The sequence below is a fragment of the Mycobacterium leprae TN genome, from assembly GCF_000195855.1.
GTDB classification, from domain to species: domain Bacteria; phylum Actinomycetota; class Actinomycetes; order Mycobacteriales; family Mycobacteriaceae; genus Mycobacterium; species Mycobacterium leprae.
The window spans coordinates 1,036,414-1,062,987 of the sequence record NC_002677.1 but is presented as its reverse complement, the minus strand read 5'-3'; the positions used below and the strand labels follow the sequence as shown (position 1 = coordinate 1,062,987).

The 26,574-nt window shown below is 59.8% G+C and carries 22 protein-coding genes and 2 pseudogenes; 8 read left to right on the top strand and 16 right to left on the bottom strand.

The annotated features are described in order from the left end of the window. Positions 1-12: 12 nt before the first annotated feature. The 3 genes and pseudogenes from ML_RS04520 to ML_RS04510 all read right to left on the bottom strand — a co-directional run bounded on the left by ML_RS04520 (position 13) and on the right by ML_RS04510 (position 2,819). On the bottom strand, positions 13-1,401 hold the full coding sequence (locus ML_RS04520) for a class II 3-deoxy-7-phosphoheptulonate synthase (protein ID WP_010908004.1): 1,389 nt from the start codon (positions 1,399-1,401) through the stop codon (positions 13-15). A gap of 63 nt (positions 1,402-1,464) precedes the next feature. After that, a complete protein-coding gene (locus ML_RS04515; RefSeq protein WP_010908003.1) occupies positions 1,465-1,980 on the bottom strand; it encodes a polyadenylate-specific 3'-exoribonuclease AS in 516 nt (171 codons plus the stop codon). A gap of 127 nt (positions 1,981-2,107) precedes the next feature. Continuing rightward, a pseudogene (locus ML_RS04510) lies at positions 2,108-2,819 on the bottom strand (hypothetical protein). Positions 2,820-2,996: 177 nt separating this feature from the next. Between ML_RS04510 and ML_RS04505 the strand changes: the two are divergent. Next, complete coding sequence (locus ML_RS04505; protein ID WP_010908002.1) at positions 2,997-4,283, top strand: glycosyltransferase 87 family protein; 1,287 nt, start codon at positions 2,997-2,999, stop codon at positions 4,281-4,283. A gap of 7 nt (positions 4,284-4,290) precedes the next feature. Here ML_RS04505 and ML_RS04500 read toward each other — a convergent pair whose 3' ends face one another. From ML_RS04500 to ML_RS04480, 5 genes are all read right to left on the bottom strand, one after another. Continuing rightward, complete coding sequence (locus tag ML_RS04500; RefSeq protein WP_010908001.1) at positions 4,291-5,025, bottom strand: lysophospholipid acyltransferase family protein; 735 nt, start codon at positions 5,023-5,025, stop codon at positions 4,291-4,293. An 85-nt stretch (positions 5,026-5,110) separates the two neighbouring features. Next, the gene (locus ML_RS04495; RefSeq protein ID WP_010908000.1) at positions 5,111-5,503 is read right to left on the bottom strand and encodes a hypothetical protein; all 393 of its coding nucleotides are present in this window, start codon (positions 5,501-5,503) and stop codon (positions 5,111-5,113) included. Then, complete coding sequence (locus ML_RS04490) at positions 5,500-6,747, bottom strand: ArsA family ATPase (RefSeq protein WP_010907999.1); 1,248 nt, start codon at positions 6,745-6,747, stop codon at positions 5,500-5,502. Before ML_RS04490 ends, ML_RS04495 begins: the two co-directional genes overlap by 4 nt. Positions 6,748-6,767: 20 nt before the next feature. After that, positions 6,768-7,202, bottom strand: a complete 435-nt coding sequence (locus ML_RS04485) for an SRPBCC family protein (RefSeq protein ID WP_010907998.1) — start codon at positions 7,200-7,202, stop codon at positions 6,768-6,770. A 118-nt stretch (positions 7,203-7,320) separates the two neighbouring features. Next, positions 7,321-7,728, bottom strand: coding sequence for a hypothetical protein (locus ML_RS04480; RefSeq protein WP_010907997.1), 408 nt, complete (start codon positions 7,726-7,728; stop codon positions 7,321-7,323). 174 nt (positions 7,729-7,902) lie between these two features. Between ML_RS04480 and ML_RS04475 the strand changes: the two genes are divergently transcribed. Beyond that, positions 7,903-9,705, top strand: a complete 1,803-nt coding sequence (locus ML_RS04475; RefSeq protein WP_010907996.1) for an AMP-dependent synthetase/ligase — start codon at positions 7,903-7,905, stop codon at positions 9,703-9,705. On the opposite strand, the gene pimB is transcribed toward ML_RS04475, so the two are convergent. Continuing rightward, positions 9,702-10,856, bottom strand: a complete 1,155-nt coding sequence (pimB, locus tag ML_RS04470) for a GDP-mannose-dependent alpha-(1-6)-phosphatidylinositol monomannoside mannosyltransferase (RefSeq protein WP_010907995.1) — start codon at positions 10,854-10,856, stop codon at positions 9,702-9,704. The two genes, ML_RS04475 and pimB, sit on opposite strands and share 4 nt — an antisense overlap. A 44-nt stretch (positions 10,857-10,900) precedes the next feature. After that, positions 10,901-12,025, bottom strand: a complete 1,125-nt coding sequence (gene ripC, locus ML_RS04465; protein WP_010907994.1) for a peptidoglycan hydrolase RipC — start codon at positions 12,023-12,025, stop codon at positions 10,901-10,903. 1,314 nt (positions 12,026-13,339) lie between these two features. Here ripC and ML_RS15450 point away from each other — a divergent pair. Continuing rightward, positions 13,340-13,525 carry a hypothetical protein gene (locus tag ML_RS15450; protein ID WP_231846739.1) on the top strand — a complete coding sequence of 62 codons (186 nt, stop codon included), beginning with the start codon at positions 13,340-13,342 and terminating at the stop codon, positions 13,523-13,525. A gap of 698 nt (positions 13,526-14,223) precedes the next feature. On the opposite strand, the gene trpD is transcribed toward ML_RS15450, so the two are convergent. Beyond that, entirely contained in the window at positions 14,224-15,324 is a 1,101-nt protein-coding gene (gene trpD, locus ML_RS04460; RefSeq protein ID WP_010907993.1) for an anthranilate phosphoribosyltransferase, read from the bottom strand. Between the two features lie 136 nt (positions 15,325-15,460). Between trpD and ctaE the strand changes: the two genes are divergently transcribed. The 4 genes from ctaE to qcrB all read left to right on the top strand — a co-directional run bounded on the left by ctaE (position 15,461) and on the right by qcrB (position 19,833). Next, the gene (gene ctaE, locus ML_RS04455; protein ID WP_010907992.1) at positions 15,461-16,069 is read left to right on the top strand and encodes an aa3-type cytochrome oxidase subunit III; all 609 of its coding nucleotides are present in this window, start codon (positions 15,461-15,463) and stop codon (positions 16,067-16,069) included. 61 nt (positions 16,070-16,130) lie between these two features. Next, a complete protein-coding gene (gene qcrC, locus ML_RS04450) occupies positions 16,131-17,000 on the top strand; it encodes a cytochrome bc1 complex diheme cytochrome c subunit (protein WP_010907991.1) in 870 nt (289 codons plus the stop codon). Continuing rightward, the gene (gene qcrA / locus ML_RS04445; protein ID WP_010907990.1) at positions 16,997-18,181 is read left to right on the top strand and encodes a cytochrome bc1 complex Rieske iron-sulfur subunit; all 1,185 of its coding nucleotides are present in this window, start codon (positions 16,997-16,999) and stop codon (positions 18,179-18,181) included. The genes qcrC and qcrA overlap by 4 nt, the downstream gene beginning before the upstream one ends. Beyond that, on the top strand, positions 18,178-19,833 hold the full coding sequence (gene qcrB / locus ML_RS04440; RefSeq protein ID WP_010907989.1) for a cytochrome bc1 complex cytochrome b subunit: 1,656 nt from the start codon (positions 18,178-18,180) through the stop codon (positions 19,831-19,833). Before qcrA ends, qcrB begins: the two co-directional genes overlap by 4 nt. 133 nt (positions 19,834-19,966) lie before the next feature. Here qcrB and ML_RS04435 read toward each other — a convergent pair whose 3' ends face one another. From ML_RS04435 to ctaC, 4 genes and pseudogenes are all read right to left on the bottom strand, one after another. After that, positions 19,967-20,605 carry a DUF2561 family protein gene (locus tag ML_RS04435; RefSeq protein WP_010907988.1) on the bottom strand — a complete coding sequence of 213 codons (639 nt, stop codon included), beginning with the start codon at positions 20,603-20,605 and terminating at the stop codon, positions 19,967-19,969. After that, positions 20,605-21,486, bottom strand: coding sequence for an MmpS family transport accessory protein (locus tag ML_RS04430; RefSeq protein ID WP_010907987.1), 882 nt, complete (start codon positions 21,484-21,486; stop codon positions 20,605-20,607). Before ML_RS04430 ends, ML_RS04435 begins: the two co-directional genes overlap by 1 nt. A gap of 186 nt (positions 21,487-21,672) precedes the next feature. Continuing rightward, the gene (locus tag ML_RS04425; RefSeq protein ID WP_010907986.1) at positions 21,673-22,092 is read right to left on the bottom strand and encodes a cytochrome c oxidase subunit 4; all 420 of its coding nucleotides are present in this window, start codon (positions 22,090-22,092) and stop codon (positions 21,673-21,675) included. An 8-nt stretch (positions 22,093-22,100) separates the two neighbouring features. Continuing rightward, positions 22,101-23,206 (bottom strand): annotated as a pseudogene (gene ctaC / locus ML_RS04420) (aa3-type cytochrome oxidase subunit II). A 193-nt stretch (positions 23,207-23,399) separates the two neighbouring features. Here ctaC and asnB point away from each other — a divergent pair. Further along, entirely contained in the window at positions 23,400-25,382 is a 1,983-nt protein-coding gene (asnB, locus tag ML_RS04415; RefSeq protein WP_041323738.1) for an asparagine synthase (glutamine-hydrolyzing), read from the top strand. Positions 25,383-25,564: 182 nt separating this feature from the next. Here asnB and ML_RS04410 read toward each other — a convergent pair whose 3' ends face one another. Further along, positions 25,565-26,539: a carbohydrate kinase family protein gene (locus ML_RS04410; protein ID WP_010907983.1), complete on the bottom strand. Its 975-nt coding sequence runs from the start codon at positions 26,537-26,539 to the stop codon at positions 25,565-25,567. Between the last annotated feature and the right edge of the window lie 35 nt (positions 26,540-26,574).

Below are 26,574 nucleotides of genomic sequence, written 5' to 3'. Positions count from 1 at the left end.
GCGTTAAGGCACCTAGTCGCGCAACATCTCCGCGACCAAGAACGCCAACTCCAGAGACTGCTGGGTGTTCAATCGCGGATCGCACGCTGTCTCATAGCGGCCAGCCAGATCCGTGTCGGAAATATCTTGCGCGCCACCCAAGCATTCGGTGACGTCCTCCCCGGTGATCTCGACATGGATGCCACCTGGATATGTGCCAAGCGCACGATGCACCTCGAAAAAACCCTGCACTTCATCGACAACTCGGTCAAAATGCCGGGTCTTGTACCCGGTGGACGATTCGTGCGTGTTGCCATGCATCGGGTCGCACTGCCAGATCACCTGGTGACCAGTGGCCTTCACTTTCTCGACGATCGGCGGCAACACATCGCGCACCTTGTTGTTGCCCAGCCTGCTCACCAAAGTTAAACGGCCCGGTTTGTTGTGCGGGTCGAGCCGCTCGACATATTCAACAGCCAACTCCGGGGTCATCGTCGCTCCCATCTTGACGCCGATTGGGTTGGCAATCACCTCAGCAAAGGCGACATGCGCACCATCGAGTTGCCGGGTCCGCTCGCCGATCCACACGGTGTGCGCCGACAGGTCGTAGAGTTGCAGTCCATCGTCCGGGCCTTCCGGGGCTCCGGCCAACCGCAACATGGCCCGCTCGTAATCGAGCACCAACGCCTCGTGGCTGGCGTAGATTTCAGCGGTTTGCAAATTCCGGTCCGCCACCCCGCAGGCGCTCATGAAGGCCAGTCCGCGACCGATCTCGCCGGCCAGCGCCTCATAGCGCGCACCGGCCGGCGAGGTTCGAACGAATTCCCGGTTCCAGTCGTGGACCAGATGCAGCGAAGCCAGCCCCGACGACGTCAGTGCTCGCACCAAATTCATCGCCGCGCTGGAATTGGCATAAGCCCGCACAAGACGCGACGGGTCGTGTTCGCGTGCTGCGGCATCCGGTGCAAAACCGTTGATCATGTCGCCGCGGTAAGACTTCAGACCCAGTGCGTCGACGTCGGCCGACCGCGGCTTGGCATACTGGCCTGCTATGCGAGCCACCTTCACCACTGGCAGGCTGGCGCCGTATGTCAACACCACGGCCATCTGCAATAGAGTGCGGACGTTACTCCGGATGTGGGGTTCAGTGTTGTCGACGAACGTCTCCGCACAGTCACCGCCCTGCAGCAGGAACGCCTTACCATTTGCGACCAGGGCTAGCTGTTCCTGCAACCGAATAATTTCGGACGGCACGGTCACCGGCGGTACGCTTTCCAGGACAGTGCGCATTGCAGCCGCCTGATCAGTGGGCCAACTAGGCTGCTGGGCGGCCGGCTTTGCTAATGCAGCGTCCAGCCGTGCTCGCAGGTCAGCCGGCAACGGCGGTAGCTGGTCGATCGGAATGTCGACGGTCCAGTTCATCAATCCATGGTAACCGGGTCCGACTACTGAGCAGGGCGAACGGTCACGTCGAACGCACCTTGCTCAGTGAGTCGGTAGGCTTCCTACATCGTCTGCGGACATGATAATCCGGAATCGGCGCAGCTGGTCTCGGGCGTCTACCAGCGCGTCGTGCAGGTCACGCGGTCGCGGCGGCATCCGGGGACAACCCCGGTCTTCCCACAACTGTCGGATTTCTCGAGTGAAACGAGGCAAAGCCTCCGGCAGGTCTGGCATCGGTCCCCACAGTTGACACAAGGCCACGTGGTCGTAGGCGCCCACCCAGGCCCACAATTCGATCGGTTCGGTCGGCTCCGAACCGTCAACACCGAAAAATTCCTCCAGATCCAGACGGATTTGCCTGCGCGAACGCCACAATTGCGAAGCCAGCGGCGGCAACTTGGAAAGTACATTGACGCGTACCCAATTACCAGCCCGCTCGGGATCGAATTCGTTTGACACAGCGTAATATTCGCGTCCATCCTCGGCGACCACCCCGATCGAGACCAGCTCGATCGTGCGGCCGTCCTCAATGAATTCAGTGTCGTAAAAATACCGCATCGGCAGTGAGGAGCGCGGTGCCCGCGATACGGGTCCGGTTCCAATCCCCTTTCTACAATTCGGGCGTACGGCTTTTCGCACCCAACTTGCCGACAACTCCGCCGATTCTGTCACCAACCAAGGCAGACTATGCGCCCTCGGGTGGAGACACGGGGTGCACGTCAAGATCCAGCTGGGAATCGACGATGTGCTCCTCGGGAAGCGACGAGGTGCCAGCGATCGCGCACTGCAACCACAACTTGGCACACACCACCGAGCGGCGCAGTGTACGTTCCCGCTACAGTGAGCACCGCATCTTGTCCAGCTGGGTAGTGTAGACGCCACGGGGCATGTGGGCGCGATAATCGGATAGCGCCAATGAGCAGCAGAACGGCGATGAGCACGCCGAGCAGACCGGTCCACACTTCACCTTTTAACAACACCACCACGACAAGCAGTAGTGCCAAAGTCAGTATGCTGACCACTTAGACCCGCAGCACCACTTAAGTCGTCAGCATGGCACATCGGCAGAAAAATATCAGCGGGTTCAAGCCCAAAATCAGCAGCCCCACCACCGTGGCGTAAATCTGCACGCACCGCGGACCGACGCTGCAGCGATCTCAAATAACGTTGCGAACAAGGTGAATTCGGACTAACTCCCGTCGAAATACAAGGTCACCAGTGTCAGATCGGAGATAATTACCAGCACCGAGCCGAACGGCACGCAGTGACTATTGCACCAACCCGATGTGAATATTGCGCGGTTGCCACCACCTGGGCAGCCAGCCAGCGTGTTGACAGTAGAGGATCAAGCGCACGAAAGTTTGGGTAACGAAAAACGTCAGGATGAAAACAAGCAGACAGCACCGTTATGGCAATCGGTCACAGTCGACGATGTCATCAGCGAACCAGCACAGCAGCCTAGGCACGAACCAGTGGACCACCCTAAAAAGGCAAACCAGCACTCCCCCACAGTGCTGTTAGCCACGCTGTGGCACACCGCAAGCAGGGCGACACCCATTACGCTGTTCTGCGGCATGAGTAGACAGCAAACGCCCGAAGTGGGCAATAAACACAGGCAGATAGGGCGCTGCTGCCTACTTTGGTTGCTAGCTGTGACAGCACTGGGACAAGTGGCCTGGCAATTGCTGGGGCACACTCCATACCGCATCGATATTGACATCTATCAGATGGGCGGTCAGGCTTGGCTAGACGGGCGCCCGCTGTACAGCGGTGATGTGTTATTCCACACACCCATCGGGCTGAATTTGCCGTTCACCTACCCCCCGTTGGCCGCCATCGCGTTCTGCCCGTTCGCCTGGTTACACATGCCGGCCGCCAGCGTGGCAATCACGCTGACAACGTTGATGTTGCTAATCGTCTCGACGATAATCGTACTGACCCGCCTGGACGTGTGGGCCATGTCGCGAGCGGTGCCCGGGCCGGCCTGGCTGCGCCGGTTGTGGTTGGCAGTGATCATCGTCTCTCCGGCAGCGATCTGGTTAGAGCCAATCAGTTCGAACTTCGCCTTCGGCCAGATAAACGTCGTGCTGATGACTCTAGTGATCGCTGACTGCGTGCCACGGCGCACGCCATGGCCACGCGGGCTGATGCTGGGGTTGGGCATCGCCCTGAAACTCACTCCAGCGGTATTCCTGCTCTACTTCGTGCTGCGCCGCGACAACCGCGCGGCACTGACGTCTTGGGCATCCTTCGCAGGCGCGACGCTGGTTGGTTTCGTGCTAGCGTGGCGGGATTCATGGGAATACTGGACTCACACCGTACACAACACCGAACGGATCGGTGCCGCGGCATTAAACACCGACCAGAACATCGCGGGTGCCCTCGCTAGGCTCGGGCTTGGGGAGCACGAGCGCTTCCTGCTCTGGGCGGCCGGTTGCTTGCTCGTGCTGGCCGCAACCGCATGGGCGATGTTACGGGTATTGCGAGCTGGCGAGCCAATGCTGGCGGTAATCTGCGTCGCCTTGTTTGGGTTGGTGGTTTCGCCAGTGTCGTGGTCCCACCACTGGGTATGGATGCTGCCGGCAGTGCTGGTAACAGGAATCTTGAGCTGGCGACGGCAGAACGTGGCTGTGGCGGTGATCAGCGCCGCCGGAGTGGCGCTGATGAGATGGACACCCATCGGCCTGCTTCCGCAACATCAGGAGACAACCGCGGTGTGGTGGCGCCAACTTGCCGGGATGTCCTATGTGTGGTGGGCGTTGGCAGTCATTGTTGCTACTGGGCTTACCGTGACTACCCGCGTGACGTCGCAGGATTCGGCAACACAGACGCTGCTGACGCCGGTGTCGACTGCCAGCTGATCAAGGCCTATCCCACAGCGGTATCAGGTATGCGCACGGCCTCGTTGGTCAATTTGGCACCGCTACTGCTACTGTGGCCCTTCACACTGGCGGCGTAAATGTCGACGTACTCCTGACCGGACAGCTCCATCAGCTCGTAAATCACTTCGTCGGTAATGACTCTCTCGATGACTCGGTTGCCAGCCGCCCCCTCGAAACGTGAGAAGTCCATCGGCTTGCCAAAACGGACGGTGACCCGCCCAAATCGCCACATTTTGCTTCCCGGAGGATTGACTACGTTAGTGCCGATCATGGCCACCGGTATCACCGGAACCCCGGTCTGCAAAGTCAACCGGGCCACCCCGGTCTTGCCTTTATACAGTCGGCCGTCGGGCGAACGGGTGCCCTCAGGATACATACCGATCAACTTGCCATGACCAAGCAGCCGCTCAGCGGTGTTCAACGCGGCCTCGGCTGTGTCGGCGTCAGTGCGGTCGATGGGCACTTGGCCAGTAGCGCGGTAGAACCAACTGGTGAACCAGCCTTTCAAGCCGGTGCCGGTGAAGTATTCCGATTTCGCCAAGAAGGTGATCCGGCGGCGTACCACAAGCGGCAGATAAAAACTGTCCGCCACTGCGAGATGATTACTGGCCAGGATCGCCGGACCAGAACTCGGGACATATTCCAGGCCTTCGACTTTCGGTCGACCAAGCACGGAAAGCGCGGGACCCATGAAAATGTACTTGAATAGCCAGTACCACATGGCCCTCTCTCTCCCGAACCAGACGGTGTTCTGCGCCAACTTTACCGATCCATGATGGGCAGGACCACTTCAACCACTCCGCCAATCAATCCTCGACACTAACGGGTATGGGCTGGTAGCGTCTCCGCACTGTGCCGTTAGATGTGTTGGTTTGAGCTGGTGTCTCGGTGTCCAGGCCCCCGCCGTGCGGGCTGTCCGGCGGAATTTTATTCGACTGATCGATGTCGTCGACAATGGCGCGAATCACATCCAGCAGAGCGACACTGTGGTCGGCGATGACAGTCAACAACGGATGCTGTTCACCAATGACCAACGCGGTCAGTGCGCATACTGGGCACCACGCCTGCTGGCATTTGCCAGTGCCTCTAGCACCCGCCACCAATGCCGCTGCGGACCGCACTGCAGGGCCGATCCCATCCAGGGTCATCTGGGCAAGCTTGCGCAGTTCCGGACCGATGTCGGCATAACCCCCACTCATATCGGCCACACCTCCGGATCCGGTCGAAAACGAACTGTTAACTCGCTGCCTCGCAGCTGCGCACCCAGCACCATGCACCGGCGCAGGACAGAGGCCAACCGAACTCTGCACCGGGTCCCGCCAGCACTGATGATCAGATCGTCATCGACCCGCCCCAGGGTCAACGCTGCGAAATCGAGCTGGGGTAACGCTAGTCGCAATCGGTATACAGACTCCAGCCCCGATCCCGATTCTAGGTCAACAATAGGACGTAACGGACCCATCGGAGCGGGTCCGCGCCGACGATGAGCAACATCCAACAGCTCGGCCAGCGCCTTGGGGCCGATCGGTTCCCCGGACAAATACGGAATTACTACCAGCGCTACGTCACCGATGGTAGAGTCAAGATTGTCGAGGACGGCGCGTTGCTCACAGATGCGTTCTGTATACCAGCAGAACACCGGGTGATCAAGCAGGCTTCGGTATTCATAAAACTTATTTCTTACCAGCACCTGATTGACGATCAACTCCTCGACCCGTATGCCCATCAGCGCCAACGAACCAAGCGTTCGAACCGCCTCAGCAGCGACCACCCGCTCCGGAGTCAGTACCAGGTGCGCACTGACTAGCGAACCATCAGTCAGCAATGCACCAAGCCGCTCAACGCTGGTGCTGATGCGCTCTAACAACTCAACCACCGCCGCCGATGGGGCGTCGCCGGCAGCAATGCTGAGCCTGCGATGGCGTGGCCACGCACGCTCCACATAGAGACCCACGGTGGAGGGCAGAGTTAACATACGCAACACATCTGCGGTCGAGGCGCAGTCGACCACAATGCGATCCCATCGCCCAGCTGTCGCAAACTCGCCTACCGTGTACAAACCGAGCATCTCCTGGATACCCGGCAACGCTGAAAGTTCTTCGGGGGCAATGCTGCCCAACTCGGACTCGGGAAATCTCCGGTCCAAGGCGTCGACTACATCACACCACCGGGCCTCGAGTAAGGCTAATGTATCCAGTGCTAGCGCGTCGAGAAAGCCGCCACCCGCCTCAGCGTCACAGCCAAGCACCCGAACCGGGTTGCCGTGACCGGTGGGCGCGACCACAACACCTAGCACATCACCCAGCGAATGCGCCTGGTCTGTGGAGACCACCAACACCCGCCGGCCCTCTCCCGCATCACGTACCGCTGTGGCAGCCGCCAGGGTGGACTTTCCTACCCCGCCTTTGCCAACGAAAAGACTGATCTGGGCCGAAGCCGGCACCCGGAATCTACTGGAGTCACTCAGCCCTCGACTCGTTTCTTCAGGTCCTTCAACGCCCCATCAATCAACCTGTGCTCCGCCTTACGTTTGAGCATACCGATCATTGGGATAGCAAAGTCGACCGCAAGCTCGTAGGTGACCTCGGTGGTAGACCCCTTGGGCACCAAACGATATGAGCCTTCGAGGGACTTTAGCAGCGAGCTCGATTCGAGAATCCAGCTAACCGATTGGTGGTCCGCTGTCCAGTCATAGGACATAATCAGGGTGTCTTTGAAAATCTTTGCGTCCATCAACATGCGCGCCCGCTTCGGGAAATCCTCGTCGTCAACCTCTAAAACTTCGACTTCCTTGTATTCCGAAATCCATTGCGGGTAGGATTCGATGTCAGCAATCGTCTTCATCACCTCACCTGGATTCGCATCGATGTAGAACGTTTGCGTCGTTTTATCTGCCACCTAGATAAACCCTTTCCAGTTCCCTTCCCGCAAAGCGGGTCGACCGCGGTCATCTTGAGAGAGTCTCTCGATTCCCTCGCCGGAAACGGTACTCTACTCGAACCAACATTCATCGGAGTTAAATTACCGGAGAAACCCCAATGGAGCGCGACCGTTCGAGTGTCTTTTTCACTTCAAAAGCCATTGCTTTGCCTGCCACCCTGCGGCGATGCGTCACTTTGGCCATATTCATCTTGGCCAACTGCCAGGCCGCTACCCCGGCCGGTTCAGCATGCAGGAAATAATGCAACACCACTCCGTCCAGCTCCTCCGTTAAGGGTTCCAGCCAGATCTCCATAGTGCCGGTCAGGGTGCCCGTCACCGCCCACCGGATCCCCTTTTCCGCCCGGTCCTCAACAACCTGCAGCCGCAAATCAGGCCACCACCGGTGCCAGCTCGACCGATCAGCGACCGCGGCACCTATCAGTGCACGGTCGGCAGCAACATACGTCTCGTCTGCAATCTGAATGCTGTTCGTGGAATTCATAGGCCTCAGCTTCACACACTTAACCTACCTAAGGGGTGGGGTACAGAGACGAGCCGGCGGCCAAGCTGGAGTGCTACCCTGACCAATCACCTCCGTCCGCTATGAACGCTCGGCTAGGCTGTGCGACAGCAAGCCGGCCCTGGAAACGTCTCAAGGTCAAGCGAGGTCAATGGAGTGCGTGAGTTCAGCGTCCCAACCCGATTTTCCGTCGGCGAGCACGACAACATCGCGGCCGTGGTCTTCGAGCACGAGCGCGATGACCCCAACTTGGTCATATATCAACGCCAAATCGACGGCGTCTGGACCGACGTCACATGCGCCGAAGCGGCCAGTCAAATTCGCTCCGCAGCACTTGGTTTGATCGCGCTGGGGATGCAGGCAGGCGACCGGGTATCCATCTTCTCGGCCACCTGCTTCGAGTGGGCAATCCTCGACCTGGCGATCCTATCCGTGGGCGCGGTGACCGTACCTATCTACGAAACCTCGTCAGCCAAGCAGGTACGCTGGATACTGCAGGACTCAGACGCGGTATTGGTGTTCGCAGAGACCGATGCACACGCGACAATGGTCAATCAGCTTGCCGGCGAACTGCCCGCCCTACGTCAGGTGTTACAGATCAACAGCGCAGGCGCTACGGCGCTCGACCAACTCGCTGAAGCCGGCGCATCGGTCGACGTGGCTCAGCTGGCAAACCGGCTCAAGACGTTACGCGCCCAGGACCCAGCGACACTTATCTATACCTCGGGCACCACTGGTCGCCCCAAAGGCTGTCAACTCACACACTCCAACCTGCTCTATGAAGTCCGGGGTGCCAAGGAATGCCTCCCGACGTTGCTGCAGCCCGGCCAGCGACTGCTGGTTTTCCTGCCATTGGCTCACGTACTGGCCCGAGCGCTTACCCTGTCTGCCTTCACCTACAAGATGACCGTCGGGTTCACCAGCGACATCAAGAATCTGCTGCCGATGTTAGCGGTGTTTAAGCCAACCGTGGTGGTGTCCGTGCCGCGGGTATTCGAGAAAGTGTACAATACCGCTGAGCAAAACGCAGCCAACGAGGGCAAAAGTCGAATCTTCGCGATGGCCGCACAGACGGCAGTCGAGTGGAGCGAAGCCTCCCACCGCGGCGGTCCAGGGCTTCTGCTGCGCGCCAGGCACGCGGTGTTTGACCGGCTAGTCTACCGCAAGTTGCGCGCAGCGCTTGGCGGTGATTGCCATGCGTCGGTGTCGGGCGGCGCACCCTTGGGCGCGAGACTAGGCCACTTCTATCGTGGGGTGGGCCTCACCATCCACGAGGGCTATGGACTGACCGAGACCAGTGCTGCCATCACACTTAACCAGGCCGGCAACGTTAAGGTCGGGACCGTTGGAAATCTGCTGCCGGGCAACAGTATGCGCATCGCAGACGACGGCGAGCTGTTGGTACGCGGCAATGTGGTGTTCAGCGGCTATTGGCACAACGAACAAGGGACCATCGAGGCGTTTACCGAGGGCTGGTTTAAGACAGGCGATCTCGGTGCTATCGACGAAGACGGCTTCTTGACCATCACTGGCCGTAAGAAGGAGATCATCGTCACCGCCGGCGGAAAGAATGTTGCCCCCGCATTATTAGAAGATCAGTTGCGGGCTCACCCGCTGATCAGCCAGGCGCTGGTCGTCGGGGACGCCAAGCCGTTCGTAGGTGCGCTAATCACCATCGACCCCGAGGCCTTCAATGGTTGGAAGCAGCGCAACAGCAAGGCAGCCGACGCGGCGATAGGCGACCTTACCACCGACCCCGACTTGGTGGCCGAGGTGGACGCGGCTGTCAAACAGGCCAACCTGTCGGTGTCACATGCTGAGTCGATCCGCAAATTCCGCATTTTGCCGGTTGATTTCACCGAGCAGACCGGCGAACTGACGCCGACGATGAAAGTGAAGCGCAATGTGGTCGCCCAGAAGTTCGCCTCCGACATTGAGGCGATCTACGAAAAGGACTAGCGGCTGTCGTTGCCACACAGCAGATCCGCCAACCGAGCTGCCAGCGTGTCCCAACGCCACTCGGCGGTTACCCAGTGCCGTCCGGCTGCGCCCATAGCAGCGGCCCGGTCACGATCGGTCAGTAACTCGGTGACTGCGTCAGCCACCATATTCACCGACCGGCCGTCAACTACTAGTCCAGTCTTGTTGTGCTGCACAGCTTCCGGAGCTCCGCCGGATTTTCCAGCGATTACCGGCACGCCGGTAGCCGAGGCCTCCAGGAACACGATGCCCAAACCCTCGACGTCCATGCCTCCGCCGCGGGTGCGGCATGGCATTGCAAATACATCAGCCAGCGTGTAGTGAGCGGGTACCTCGACAGCCGCCACGCCTCCGGCGAATATCACGTGGTCGGCAACCCCACACCCCTGGGCCAACTTACGCAGCGTTCCAAGATACGGGCCGCCCCCAACAATCATCAACGCGGCCCCGTCGGCCCGCTGCCGGATCGATGGTAATGCCCTGATCAACATGTCCTGGCCTTTACGCGGCACCAACCGCGCCAGGCACACAACGGTTGGCCTCTCACCCAACCGGTAACGGTTACGTAGCTCGGCTCGGCTCGCCGGATCGGGCCGGAATCGATCGGCGTCCACACCTGGCGGGAGGTATTCCAACGCAGCCCTGGGTCCGAAGGCAGCCGTTACACGCGATCGCGTGTAACGGCTGACAAAGGTCACAACGTCGGTAACGTCACCGATGCGACGCAACACCGAGCGTGCAACCGGCAGCATCGACCAGCCCACTTCGTGGCCGTGTGTGCTAGCCAACACCCGGGTCGCTCCCGCCTTTCGGGCACACGGCGCCAGCAGAGCCAGCGGCGCTGCCGAGCCGAACCACACAGTGTCGATACCATGGTCAACAATCAGCCGGCGCATCCGGGCATCGACCGCCGGGCCGGGCAGCATCAACGTGCCTGGATGGCGCACTACCTGATAGCCGCCATCATGGGCAGCGTTGTCAAAGGTATCGGCACCGGTCCATTGCGGTGCGTACACCATCACGTCATGCGACCCGATGTTGATCAGACGATCTACAAACTCCCCCAGATAGGATTGGATGCCACCACGGCGGGGCGGAAAATCATTGGTTACCAGCAGGACCCGGCTCACCTGCGCCAGGCTAGCCTGGCGCAGGTGAGCTCAGTTCGAGGCGTTTAGTAGCGGCGGGCGTCGTAGATCGGACCCGACGAATTCATCGGCACCACCCGCACCGGCACACCGTAGGTGGATGAATGGATCATCATACCGTCACCAACGTAGATGCCGGCATGCGACGCGTCCGAATAGAAGGTCAGCACATCACCGGGCTGCAGTTCCGACAGCGACACCGGCTGACCACCGCGGGCCAGAGCCTGGCTGGAGTGAGGCAGCGCAATGCCGGCCTGCTGGTAAGCCCACATCACCAGTCCGGAGCAGTCGAATCCACCGGGCGCCGCGCCACCCCAAGCATATGGACTTCCGATTTGGGTCAGTGCCGCCTGCACAACAGCCGCGCGGTCGCCACCACCTGCGAAAGGGGCTGGAGCAACCCCGAGTAATCCGCCGGGTGGTGCGGCATCAGGTGGCGGGCTAACGCCAGCTGATGCCGCACCGGGCAAAGTAGCCACCGCCGGGACTGGCCCGGGCTCTGCAAGCGTGGTACGTTGCCTAGGCGACAACGAAAGGTAGTGCGACTTGACGACCGCAATCTGGAGCTGCAACTTACTCTGCTTAGACTGCAAGCCCGCCCGTACCACGGCAGCCTGGTCGGCCGCGTGCTTAGCGTCAGCGGCGGACTTAGCGGATGTCTGCTCTGCCTTAACAGCCTGCTCCCCGGCGTCCCGGTAACCGGCCATCTGTGTAGCCATTTGAACACCCAGCACTCGCTGTAGGGCCAACTTGTTGATCAATTGTTGCGGTGAGTATGCTGTCAATAGAGCGGTCATGCCGTTTATACGACCACTCATATACGTAGCGGCAGCAAGTTTGTTGACCGCAGCCTGGAAAGTGGCCAAGCGCACCTGGGCGTCCGCCAGAGCAGCTTGGTCGTCCGTGTACTTCTTGTCTGCCGCCCGCTGAGCTGCCAACTTCTCAGTCAGATCAAGTTGCGCGCTGTGCACCGCTTCGGTGGTCTGCTCAGCTTGGCGGGACAGCTCGTTAAGTTTTGCCAGCGCGTCCTCAGCAGGGTCAGCCATCGCGGTAGCGACAAAGAAACGAGATAACACAGCGAACCCTACTAGCGTTCCGACAACAAAGTGCGCAATCAGGCGCACAACCGGATGCTTGCAGCCAAGTCTCAAAGCTTTTCCTTAAACTGCCAAAGGCACTTGGCCATTGAGCGGGCTTTAGATCTCAAACAGGTTACGAAATGATATCGACGTTGTCCAAATGTGATCGTTAAGAAAATAGAAAGATTTCAGTCACCCGCTTGAGAGCATCGCACCGGAAAACCGGCGAACCAGGGGGTTTTGACGAGCCCAGGCACTCAAGAGAACCCGAACCGGTGCTTGCCGCGAATCGGCACGCCCGTAACCGGAGCGCCAATCCGACGTCGATGAGCACTACCAAAACAGCACGTTCATCCTGCAACAGAGTCTCCGACACTCCCAATAGCACGCTGATACATAGTTGTGGCATCCCGTACCGGACCCGCATCGCGCCAGTCATCACAATCGATAATCACCGACGCATTCGGCTCGAGCACTGCGACGCCTTTGCTATACAATGTGGTGCTTTGTGCAATTAGGGTGAGTCTCTCGGGTCAAGTTGGTCAAGCTAACTAGGTCGAACTGTTCGCACGCTAGACATCGGCACCGACACCTCTGGACTGCCTTCGCATAACGATGGCCGTGACACTGTCCGGTGGGTCTGCTTAACGCCACGGCCATAAGCCTGACTGGTGCGACTCAGCCTGAGTCGCACCAGTCAGGCCGGCGTACTGGCAACAGCCGGGGCCCAGAAAAGCTGCCGTTGCTCGAGACCACTGTTGTAGTGGTGGATCCTCGAAACCACTGACGTACGTACGACCAGTACCGAGGGAACTGCCCCGATTGCGATCACCGAGATCGGCGCGATCAAAGTCCGCGGCGGCACTAGGCTGGGTTACCTCGCCACTCTAGGTCAACCCATAGCTCAACACCCGGACTCCAGATCGCGCACCTCACCGGCATCAGCATGACATCGATAGTGTGTGATGCCCCACCATCGATGTCATGCTACCGATGTTTTTGAAATTCCCCGGCGATTCGGTGCTAGTCGCCCACAACGCCTGGTTCTATATCAGATTCCTGCAGGCCGCCGCGCAGCGGTGCGATCTCAGCTGGCCACGTTGGCAACGGCTGTTTGCCCACCAGAGCCGCACAGTCCACCCAACAGAACCCTCGCGACGATGCCCGCGCGCACCACCGTCGACGTGTTACACGCATTGCACGCACGCATCGAACGAGCAGGCAACCAGGGCGTGCACGCCTTGGCCGAGCCTATGCTCGTATCTGCCCAATGTTGCGCCAACATAGTGCCGAAAACGGAATCTCGCTTACAGCCTGCCGCATCGACCAACGCATCTACCTGTTCCGCCGGACCGTTAGGCGAGGTACTCTACAATGGTACCACTGTTGACCTGCGCCGTCGTACTTCAGCAGCGCGGACCTACAGGAGAAGGAAGGAGTATATTCGCTTTGGCCAGCACGGTCGACCATGTCGAATGTGTGCACGAGCTGGAAGCCGGCGTGGGTGAACTGCGAGTGCCAGCCGCACATGCGCGTTCGTACAACCGTGAGTCGCGACCTCCGCAACAATAGATAACAATTAGGTATTGGGTGACGCTGACCGACGAGACGTTCCCCGCCCCCGACTTTCGTTGGCGCGTGCACCGCGCCAACGACCCGTTTTATTAGTCCCGTACAAACGCCGCCGCAACAGTGACCCTGCGGGGGCAGGTTTACCGGAGTGCGAACGTATGCCGTGCAGTTCTTGCTGTACAAAACGGCCTGCCCCGCTTCCTGAGACGTCACAGCCGCACAATACGTGCCAAACAAAGATCGCGGTGATCGACCAACTCGGATAACCCCAGGCTAACCGCTGTCAAGGCCCTGTGACGTGGCAAGCTCCTGAGTACCCTGGTAACATTGTCCGAGCTGATCACCGCTAGGCTGCCGGCACCGACGGTTAAAGTGGCTATCACCTAGCCGTCATCCGCCACGGCCAAACTCACCGCAGTGGACACCGCCAGACGCGCGGTGCTGCCGATGCCGGCGGTCGATGCCATCCACTCCGACACCCAGACGATCCTGCCGGCACCGACCCCCAGTAGCACGGCGCGCTGATCGAAGAGACCGCGCTAATCGTGCGCTGACTGGCCACGCCGGTGTGCGCATCGTTCGGGCCTCAGCTGGCTGGGCCCCCTGCAGACAGCGGGCACCTGGGCAGCGTGGGCGGCATCAGTGTACTCGGCACAGGCTGGCCTGCCGAGCACGCTGCCGATTCCCGGGAGTGGGATTCAGACCTGCTGACTAAACCTCACCCACCGCGCGAGGAGCTGTTCGGCGGCACCCGAATCGATGGCAGCGCTGGCGCGCGCCAACCCATCGTCCCACGCGGGCGACCATTCAGCGTGGCTGGATAACCCAGCGTAGGCGACGATCGCACCGGCGGCGTTGAGCACAACGGCGTCGCGGACTGGGCCCTTGGCCCCGGCCAGTACCGCACGCACCTTCGCCGCATTAGTTTGCGCATCCCCTCCCAACAGATCGTCAAGGTGAGCACGCGCAAACCCGAATTCGACAGGATCAAAAGTCAGCTTATCCACTGTGCCCGCCTGAACACGCCAGATCGTACTGGTAGTAGTGGTGGTCAATTCGTCGAGTCCATCATCGCCATGCACTACCAGCACACTGGAGCGTCGCGCAGCGAACACCCCCGCCATAACCTCGGCAAGATTGCCAAACGCACAGCCGATCAATCCAGCCCGCGGCCAGGCCGGATTGGTCAGCGGCCCGAGGATGTTGAACACGGTCGGCACCCCGATCTCATGGCGCACCGCGGACGCGTACCGGTACGACGGTTGGAACAGCGGCGCGAAGCAGAACCCGATCCCGATTTCGGCTAGGCTATTCGCGACTTGCTCTGGTCCAAGGTCGATACGGACCCCCAATGCTTCCAGAGTGTCAGCGCCGCCTGACAGTGAAGACGAGGCCCGGTTACCATGTTTGACCACCGGTACACCTGCGGCCGCAACCACGATCGCAGCCATAGTGGACAGGTTGACTGTGTTGGCACCATCTCCCCCGGTTCCGGCAATGTCTACGGTTTCTCCGATATCTTGGCAGATCGCCTCTGTCGGCAGCTTACGCGCGTGGCTGAGCATGACGTCAGCAAGCTCACTGACTTCGGCCGCGGTGGGGACCTTCATCTTCATCGCCACCGCGAACGCGGCGATCTGGGCTGGCCGTGCGTTCCCAGTCATGACCTGGCCCATCGCCCAAGCAGCCTGGCCCCGCGTGAGATCCTGCCCTGCTGTCAAACGCCCCAAGACCTGCGGCCACGACAACACCGATCCGGTGGCGCTGCGAGAAGAAGGTGGTTGCGATGACAAAACCACCGGCCAATGGTCCCATGCGAACCACTCGCCCCCAAACACCTCCAAAGCACGCCGCCAACGGTGCAAAAGCTACGCAGGCAACTGATTTGCCGCCCCGGGTAGAACTCGACAACTACAAAACGTCATACTTGCAGATGTGACGAGCACTGTAGGCACCTTGGGTACTGCAATTACGTCGCGGGTGCATTCGCTGAATCGGCCCAACATGGTCAGTGTCGGTACCGTAGTCTGGCTTTCCAGTGAGCTGATGTTCTTTGCTGGACTGTTCGCGATGTACTTCACTGCGCGTGCTCAGGCCGGCGGAAAGTGGCCGCCGTCGACCGAACTAAATCTCTACCAAGCCGTCCCGGTAACGCTGGTGCTCATCGCGTCATCGTTCACCTGCCAAATGGGAGTTTTCTCAGCTGAGCGCGGCGACGTCTTCGGGTTACGCCGCTGGTATGTGATCACCTTATTAATGGGCCTGTTTTTCGTTCTCGGCCAAGGCTACGAATACTACCACTTGATAACTCATGGCACCACCATCCCCAGTAGCGCGTACGGCAGCGTGTTCTATCTGGCCACCGGCTTCCACGGGCTGCACGTCACTGGTGGCCTGATCGCCTTCATTTTCCTGCTGGCCCGCACCACGATGAGCAAGTTCACACCGGCTCAGGCAACCGCCAGCATCGTCGTCTCCTACTACTGGCATTTCGTTGACATCGTGTGGATCGCTTTGTTCACCGTGATCTATTTCATCCGATGAGCCGGCAAGCCCCAAACGGAACCCAAGCAAGGCCCAAACAGGAAACGACAGGAGTGATCGGTTGAAGAAACTGGGTTTCACTCGATCCAGTAGGCGGTGCAGTCAGCCACAAGAACGAGAACAAGAGAGTGAGCGTTCGCGGCGGCGTTTACGCCGCCGCTTGTCGGAGGGCCTTTTGCTACTGGTAGCGCTGACCGTTTCTGGGGGACTAGCGGCGGTCCTGACTCCGACCCCGCAAGTGGCCGTCGCCGATGAGGACTCATCAGCTCTGCTGCGTACCGGCAAGCAGCTGTTCGACACCTCCTGCGTGTCGTGCCATGGCGCCAACCTTCAAGGAGTTCCCGACCACGGGCCGAGCCTGATTGGCGTCGGCGAAGCTGCCGTCTATTTCCAGGTATCGACTGGTCGGATGCCTGCTATGCGCGGTGAGGCCCAGGTGGCGCGTAAAGACCCCATTTTCAACGAGTCACAAATCGACGCGATCGGTGCCTACATCCAGGCCAACGGCGGTGGGCCGACCGTAGCGCGTAACCCCGACGGTAGCGTTGCGATGCAATCACTGCGCGGTACCGACCTGGGTCGCGGCGGCGACTTGTTCCGACTAAACTGCGCATCGTGCCACAATTTCACCGGAAAAGGTGGTGCGCTGTCGTCCGGTAAGTACGCCCCCGACCTCGGGCCCGCCAACGAACAGCAAATCCTCACCGCGATGCTGACCGGCCCGCAGAACATGCCCAAGTTCGCCGACCGCCAACTTTCCTTCGAAGCGAAGAAGGACATCATCGGCTACGTGCGAACCGTCATCGAAGAACGCCAGCCAGGTGGCTACAGTCTCGGTGGCTTCGGCCCTGCACCGGAGGGGATGGCGATCTGGATCATCGGGATGGTCACCGCCATCGGGCTGGCACTGTGGATTGGGGCACGAGCATGAGCCTTAACCCGAAAGACGGCGCCGGCGCTTCCCGGGAGCTCGACGAGACAACGCAGGGGACGATGTCACGCGAGGAACTGGTAGCCCTGGGCGGTCGGCTCGATGGTGTTAACACCGTCTACAAGGAGCAGCGTTGGCCGATCGAGGGCACCAAGGCGGAAAAGCGCACCGAACGAATGGTAACCTTCTGGCTATTGCTGGGTGGCGTATTGGGTCTGACGTTACTACTGATCTTCCTGTTTTGGCCGTGGGAGTACAAACCCAAAGAGGCCTCAGGCAGTTTCCTCTACACCATTGCCACCCCGCTGTATGGTCTGACCTTCGGGCTTTCCATCCTGGCGATCGCTATTGGCGCGGTGCAGTTTCAGAAGAGATTCATCCCGGAAGAGATTTCGATCCAGGAACGCCATGACGGTGCATCGCCCGAGATCGACCGCAAGACAGTCGTAGCGAACCTAACCGACGCTCTTGAGAGCTCAACGATCAGGCGCCGCAAGCTAATCGGGCTGTCGTTGGGCGTGGGCTTGGGCGCTTTTGGCCTCAGCACGTTGGTGACGTTTATTGGCGGTTTCATCAAAAACCCATGGAAGCCAGTCGTACCCACCGCGAATGGGATGAAGGCCATGCTTTGGACTTCCGGCTGGACCCCACGATACCATGGGGAGACAATCTATCTAGCGAGAGCTACCGGCTCGCACTCGGGAGCACCGTTTATCCGGATGCGTCCGGAAGACGTCGACGCAGGCGGGATGGAGACCGTCTTTCCGTGGCGCGAGTCCGACGGCGACGGCACCACCATGGAATCACACGAAAAACTGATAACGATCAAGATGGGTATCCGCAACCCGGTAATGCTCATCCGTATCCGGCCCAGTGATATGCCTCGTGTGGTCAAACGCCGAGGCCAGGAGAACTTCAACTTCGGCGAGTTCTTCGCCTTCACCAAGGTCTGCTCGCATTTGGGTTGCCCATCCTCACTATACGAACAGCAGTCCTACCGAATCCTGTGCCCTTGTCACCAATCTCAGTTCGACGCGCTGCAGTATGCCAAGCCGATATTCGGTCCGGCCGCGCGCGCGCTGGCACAACTACCCATCACCATCGACACCGACGGGTATCTGGTTGCCAACGGTGACTTTGTCGAGCCGGTCGGGCCAGCATTCTGGGAGCGCACAACATGAGTCCAAAATCCGTTCCGGATATCGGTGATGTCCTGGCCCGCCAAGCTGAAGACATCGACACACGATATCACCCGTCGGCAGCGCTGCGCCGGCAGCTCAACAAGGTCTTCCCGACGCACTGGTCGTTCTTGCTCGGCGAGATCGCGCTGTACAGCTTCATCGTGCTGCTGCTCACCGGTGTGTACCTCACGCTGTTCTTCGATCCGTCCATGACTGATGTCACCTACAACGGCGTCTACCAACCATTGCGCGGGGTCGAGATGTCGCGCGCGTACCAATCGACGCTAGACATTTCCTTCGAAGTCCGAGGCGGCCTGTTCGTCCGTCAAATCCACCACTGGGCCGCATTGATGTTCACCGCGGCAATAATGGTACACCTGGCACGTATCTTCTTCACCGGAGCGTTCCGGCGGCCGCGCGAGACCAACTGGGTTATCGGTTCACTACTGCTGATCCTGGCCATGTTTGAAGGCTACTTCGGCTACTCGATGCCCGACGACCTGCTGTCGGGCATCGGCCTGCGGGCCGCGCTGTCGTCGATCACGCTAGGTATACCAGTGATCGGGACCTGGCTTCACTGGGCTCTGTTCGGGGGCGATTTCCCCGGAACCATCTTGATTCCTCGGCTCTACGCACTGCACATCCTGCTGATCCCAGGGGTCATCCTCGCGCTTATAGGGCTGCATCTAGCGCTGGTGTGGTTCCAGAAGCACACCCAGTTCCCCGGACCGGGCCGCACCGAGTACAACGTCGTCGGTGTGCGAGTAATGCCGGTGTTTGCGTTCAAGTCGGGCGCGTTCTTCGCAGCCATTGTTGGCGTGCTGGGTCTGATGGGCGGCTTTCTGCAGATCAACCCGATCTGGAACCTAGGCCCTTACAAACCATCTCAGGTGTCAGCTGGCTCGCAGCCAGACTTCTACATGATGTGGACCGAGGGCCTGGCCCGTATCTGGCCAGCCTGGGAGTTCTATTTCTGGCACCACACCATACCCGCACCAGTTTGGGTCGCGGTGATCATGGCCCTAGTTTTCGTCCTGCTAATCACCTACCCGTTCCTGGAGAAGCGGTTTACCGGCGACTACGCCCACCACAATTTGCTGCAACGGCCGCGTGACGTTCCGGTGCGCACCTCGATCGGGGCCATGGCGATCACCTTCTACATGGTACTCACGCTCGCGGCGATGAACGACATCATCGCGTTGAAGTTCCACATCTCGCTCAACGCAACGACGTGGATCGGTCGCATTGGCATGGTGATACTTCCACTGCTCGTCTACTTCATCACCTATCGGTGGTGTATCGGGCTGCAACGCAGCGACCGGGCGGTGCTCGAACATGGCATCGAAACCGGCATCATCAAGCGGCTACCGCATGGGGCGTACATCGAGCTGCACCAGCCGCTCGGCCCGGTAGACGATCACGGCCACCCAATACCGCTCGAGTACCAGGGCACTGCTGTTCCCAAGCGGATGAACAAACTGGGCTCGGCCGGCTCACCCAGTAGCGGCAGCTTCTTGTTCGCAGATCCGGTATCCGAGGATGCGGCACTGCGCGAAGCAACGCACGTCGCCGAGCAACGTGCACTTACCGCGTTGCGCGAACACCAAGACAGCATCGCCAGTTCCCCGAATGGGGAGCGCGGCAAGCATTAAAGTTCGGCGACGACACACGCAGCGTAGTGCGAAAACCCCCAGCCGCGCAGCGGCGAAGGGACTAGCTAGCAAGGAAGTCAGGCACAGGTCAGTGAGGCGAACCTATCCGAGCGGGCCACTCATCTCATCCACATCAACCCACACGACGTAACTGCCGAACATAGATCCATTCGATAACTGGCATCACCGCCGTGACGATCCCGGCTAGGACGTAACCAACCCACGACGCGCCGTCGCGACCAACAGCCATCAGATAGGTCGACGCCGCAACCGCGACCAGTGCGGCCCCCATCGTGCCAGTCAATCCAACCGTGCCACGCAACCAGATCCGGTCCACCGCCGCGTCAAACCACTCGCCAGGTTGCGCGACCGACTGAACCCTCTCCTCGGCACATACCCGCTCGACCTCGATACGCGCTGTGGAACGCCCGGCGCTGACCAGTTGCCTGACTCCCCCGCGCTCCGGCACACCCGCCGGTCGAATCGGCGGCTCAACCCGGGCCACGCGGCGAGCCCACAACAATACCGGCACCGCCCCTGCGATGATCAACACGGAAACGACAATGATGCCGTACAACACCCAGGTGGTGTGCGGGTCACTCGCTATCTTGTGAAAGCCGCGACCCAGATCCTCCAATGCGACGGCCGCAGCTACGCTCACCCCTATCAGCACCAGCCAGACTGCCGCACATACCCCGACCAGAATGCGATCGATGACGTCCGATGCAATGGTGTCCGACCCACGTCGATACGGTGAATACCTGTTCATCATCAGCAACTCGTTTGCGGTGCGTCGTTGCTATTCGACGAAAGCACCGTTCCGTCACTTGTGGTGATCAAGCAGTTGAGTTTGCTGACCCGAAAGAGGCTAAACGCCTCAACCGAGCCGACATCGGATTGCGAGATCGGTGTAACGGTCATTGACCACGGAATATAGACGTTGTGCTGAGTCCGTCGCCGACCGGAGGCATCAACGTAGGTCACCGAAATGATGTCACCCGGCGCTTTGGTGCCCGTCACCGAATAGGTGACCTGCCGAGGACCAGTCAACGTAGTGACCGTAGTCGTAGGCGTCGTCGGCGGGGGCGGTACCACCGATGACGGTGGCACTGCGGTGCTCGTCGCCGACGGTGGTGGCAAAGGCGTCACCGTCACTGTCTGCGTCTCCGTCGCTGTCGAAGTCTCCGTGCTGGGTGGTGGTGGCTTAACGGTGGTGATTTCGTCCTGCACCGGCGGAGTGGACCGTCCAGTGGTTGGGGTAGAAAGTTTGCTGGTGTCGGTACGCGTGAACAGCAGCGACACCGAAACCACCAGTGAGATCGCGGCCAAGATGGCAGCAACGCCAACCACCCACGGCCAGCGCGGAGCAGCACCCGGCTCATCGTAGACCGACGACTCGTCGTAGTCATAGAGCCTGAGATCCGCCGGCACGTACGGGACAGCAGTGAAATGCTCGGCCTCAGGAGCCGAGTAGGCCTGTGAGTATACCTCGGTCTCGCTGGTATGGTCACTCGCTGTTACTAAATCGCTATCCGGTACGGGTACCAATTCGTCAACGGACTCTACGCCGTTATGGGGATCCAATTCACCGCTGAGCTCGTTGCCGGAATCGGATTCCTCATTTTCCCGTCCCGGGGGATTCGGCCCGCTCATGTTTGCCTACCCTGTCCAACTGCATCACCTGTGCGCGGGTCCGCGCGGCTACATCGTTGCACGCGCGCTCAAGAGATTCTCATTCTGCCTCGGCAACCCTACCGAACTGAGAAAGGCAAACAAGCTTGGCGAACTACCCACTAATCAACTGGTTCCCTAATTATGACCTTATCCGGTACCGACCAATCAGTGCTTCTCCGGGCCGACGTAGTACTCGAAGACCAGTCCGGCTGCCGAGGCAAGAACGAACACGACTCCGGCAACGATCAACCACGGCAGCCACAGCGCTATACCGACTGCCGCCACCGAGCCCGACAAGGCGACCAGAACCGGCCACCAACTGTGCGGGCTGAAGAACCCCAATTCCCCTGCACCATCACTGATCTCAGCACCTTCATAGTCTTCTGGTCGAATATCCAACCGACGAGCCACAAAACGAAAGAAGGTGGCAACGATCAACGCTAGACCTCCGGTCAGCGCTAGGGCTGTAGTGCCGACCCAATCCACACCACCGGTGGCGAACATCGAAGTCAGCACTCCATACAGCACCGCCATGATGACAAAGAACACAGCGACAAACTCGAATAGCCTCGCTTCGATATGCATTGCGTGTCCTAACCCTTAGTGGGACTACCTACTGGACCCTTAGTGGGACTACCTACTGGCTGTTGGTCAACTGTCCGCGACGGGTATCAAACGGGTGGGTAGTCACCGCCAGCGGAGGCTGAGCGATCACCTGCAATGCTTCAGCGTTGGTTTTTCCGTCGATCCGTTGTTGCAAATAGGCCTTGAAGTCGTTAGGAGCGACAACTCGAACTTCGAAGTTCATCATCGAGTGATATGTACCGCACATCTCAGCGCAGTGGCCGACGAATGCCCCGGTCTTTGTTATCTCTTCGACCTGGAAGACGTTCACGGAGTTGTTCGCCACCGGGTTGGGCATGACGTCGCGCTTGAACAAAAATTTCGGCACCCAAAACGAGTGAACCACGTCGGCGGAGTTCAATTGGAACTCGATGCGCTTGCCAGCGGGCAGCACAAGCACCGGAATTTCAGTAGTAGTGCCCAAAGTTTCAACCTTGTCGAAGTTCAGGTAGGCCCGGTCCTCGGTATTGAGCCCACGCACCGCCCCGACGAGCTCCTCACCATGGGAGTCCTTGCCCTCTGGCTTGGAGACCATGGCCTTTTTGCGGGCCGGATCGACCCCGTCGTAGGTCAAGGTGCCGTCTTTGAAATCGACCCGCTGATAGCCGAACTTCCAGTTCCACTGAAAGGCCGTAACATCAATGACAACTTCGGGATCCTTGGCGAGGTACAGCATCTTATCCTGCACTATCACAGTGAAATAGAACAGCATAGAAATGATGAGGAATGGCGTCACGGTCAGCACCAACTCCAGCGGCATGTTGTAGCCGAATTGACGCGGCAACTCGGTGTCGGTTGTTTTCTTCCGGTGGAAGATGGTCGACCAGAAAATGAGACCCCACACAATGACACCGACGACCAGGGAGGCGACCACCGCACCGATCCACAGCTGTCGGTTGAGGTGGGCCTCCGGGGTGATGCCTTCCGGCCAGCCAATGGCCAACGCGTCCGACCAGCTGCATCCGCTCAGGGTGACCACCAGCACACCCAGTGTCACGGCCAGCACCAGCGGCCGAAGACGACGAGAGAGACCCTGACCGACACGTTGCGAACAGACTAACTCGCGAGCTGTCACTTTGGCGCCTCCTGTATCACAAGCTGGGCCGATTCGAAGCTAACCCGCTTAAAGGCGGGATTCTTCGGCTAACTCGGATGTCTAATACTACGCAGCGTAGACCACGGCACTCGCCCAAGAGGCGATACGGGTCCCAACGACGATGGATGATCGGCGCCTACGAACATTGCCGAATGAGGCATACTGGATTGCCGTGTGTGGACTGCTGGCGTTTGTAGTGGCTTCGGCGCGCGCTGATAGCCGCGGCTCTGGTGGGACCAACAACATTCTTCAGGCCGATCATTCCATGGCCCGCGCGGTACATTTGATGCGTCACCGCGGGCCTGACGAGCTAAGCACCTGGTCCGACCCGGACATTGATGGGTTCTCGGGAGGGGTTGCGTTTGGGTTTAACCGGTTGTCCATCATCGACATTGCGCATTCGCATCAGCCGCTGCGGTGGGGACCACCGGAGACACCCAACCGCTACATCCTGGTATTCAACGGCGAGATCTACAACTACCTGGAGCTGCGCGACGAGCTGGTCATCCGGCACGGCGCTGCTTTCGCCACCGACGGAGACGGTGAATCTATCGTCGCCGGCTTCCATTACTGGGGCACCGAGATACTAACACGGCTGCGTGGCATGTTCGCCTTCGCGCTGTGGGACACCATCGCCCACGAATTGTTCTGTGCCCGAGACCCTTTCGGGATCAAACCACTGTTCATGGCGACCGGAACCAACGGCACCGCGGTGGCCAGCGAAAAGAAATGCCTGCTTGAACTGGCCGAAGTGATCAGATTCGACACGCAGATTGACACCCGCGCACTACAGCACTACACGGTCCTGCAGTACGTGCCCGAGCCCGAGACGCTGCATCGCGGGGTGCACCGACTCGAATCTGGCTGTTACGCACGTATCCGTCCCGAACAGCTCGATCCAGCGACCACCCGCTACTTCGTGCCGCAATTTGCCGCCACACCGATCACCAGCAGCACTGAACAGACCCGCTACGGCGAAATCACCGCAGTGCTTGCGGACTCAGTGGCCAAGCACATGCGCGCCGACGTCACCGTTGGCTCGTTTCTGTCCGGCGGTATCGACTCCACAGCCATCGCAGCACTGGCGATCCGACACAATCCGCGGCTGATTACATTTACCACCGGCTTCGAGCATGAGGGATTCTCCGAGATCGACGTGGCGGCTGCTTCGGCTGAAGCAATCGGTGCGCGCCACATCGTGAAGGTGGTTACCCCCAACGAGTTCGTCGCCGCCCTGCCGGAGATCGTCTGGTATCTCGACGAGCCAATTGCCGACCCGGCCCTGGTTCCGCTGTTTTTCGTCGCCCGCGAAGCTCGCAAGCACGTCAAGGTGGTGTTGTCCGGCGAGGGCGCCGACGAGCTGTTCGGCGGCTACAGAATCTATCGAGAGCCGCTGTCGTTGAAGCCCTTCGACTACCTACCCGGGCCACTGCGACGCTCGATGGGCAAGGTGTCCAAATCTCTGCCCGAAGGTATGCGCGGCAAGAATCTGCTACACCGCGGATCACTCACGCTCGAGGAACGCTACTACGGCAATGCCCGCAATTTCTCGGAAGCGCAGTTGCAGGCTGTGCTACCCAGGTTCCACACGGGCTGGACCCACACCGACGTCACGGCAGCGGTGTACGCCGAATCCGTCGGCTGGGACCCGGTAGCCCGCATGCAGCACATCGATCTGTTCACCTGGCTACGTGGCGACATTTTGGCCAAGGCCGACAAGATGACAATGGCCAATTCGCTGGAGCTGCGGGTACCGTTCCTTGATCCCGAAGTGTTCGCCGTGGCGTCCCGGTTACCCATGCAGGCAAAGATCACCCGCACCACCACGAAATACGCACTGCGGCGCGCACTGGAATCCATCGTCCCGGCACACGTGTTGCATCGCCCCAAACTCGGGTTCCCGGTCCCAATCCGGCATTGGCTGCGCGCCGGCGAACTGCTGGAATGGGCGTACGCGCTGGTGAACTCGTCGCAGGCCGAACATCTGGTCAACCTAGCCGCCGTGCACCGGATGCTTGACGAGCACCGAGGTGGCATCAGCGATCATAGTCGCCGGCTGTGGACGGTGCTAATTTTTATGCTGTGGCACGCCATCTTCATCGAACACAGTGTGGTGCCACAGATCAGCGAGCCACAGTATCCGGTACAGCCGTAAGTAACTAACCGGGCCGCAGTTAAGCCGGATGCGCGGATAAGGGTACAGCCATGCGATGAAGGCAATAATTTAATTTAAGGTGACGACACCGAGCAGCTAGACCCGCGTATCGTGAGTTGCCGGAACCCTACTGCTCCGACCAAATAACTACATATTTAGGCTCACCTGGCCGAGCTGGTGCACTAGGAAAGCACAACGGTGATTTCAGCGGCAGCTTCCTCCCCATAAGCGCCAGCTAGCCGAGCCACAGCAACGTCGCGATCCCAACCCCACTGCTGGGTTCCGGTTGATTCCAGCACCAACACCGCGACCAACGAGCCCAGCTGCGCCGAACGCTCCAGACTCAGACCGGCGCTGCGTCCAGTTAGGAAACCGGCCCTGAACGCGTCACCAACGCCGGTGGGATCAACTTGGCCTGCCTCAGGCACCACACTGACGTGCACACGGGTGCCGTCGGGTTCTACCAGGTCCACCCCCTTGGCGCCCAGCGTGGTCACCCGCAGTTGAATCTGCGCCATCACGTCGGCCTCAGACCAGCCAGTTTTGGACAGCAGCAGGTCCCATTCGTAATCGTTAGTGAACAAGTAGGTGGCGCCGTCGATGAGGTTGCGGATTTCCTCGCCAGATAGCCGTGCCAACTGCTGGGATGGGTCAGCGGCGAAGGCTAGCCCGAGTTTGCGACACTCCTGAGTGTACCCCAGCATGGCGGCCGGGTCGTTGGCCCCGATGATCACCAACTCCGGCGTGCCGATGGTCGCTATCGCGTCGACAAGCTTGATGTTGCGGGCCTCCGACATGGCGCCGGTATAGAACGATCCGATCTGGGCCATGTCCAGGTCGGTGGTGCAGACGAAACGCGCCGTGTGCGCGGTCTTGGAGATCAGCACGCTATCGCAGTTGACTCCGTGATTTTGCAGCCAATCGCGATAGTCGGCGAAGTCGTCGCCGACTGCACCGATCAGTGCGACGTCACCGCCAAGCACGCCGATCGCGTAGGCCATGTTTCCAGCCACACCGCCACGATGAATTACCAGGTCGTCGACCAGAAAGCTGAGCGAGACCTTGTGCAGATTGTCGACGAGCAGTTGCTCAGAGAATCTGCCCGGAAACCGCATCAGATGGTCAGTCGCAATCGAACCGGTTACAGCGATCGTCACCAGATCTCACCCTTCGTCCATCAAGTCGTTTCACC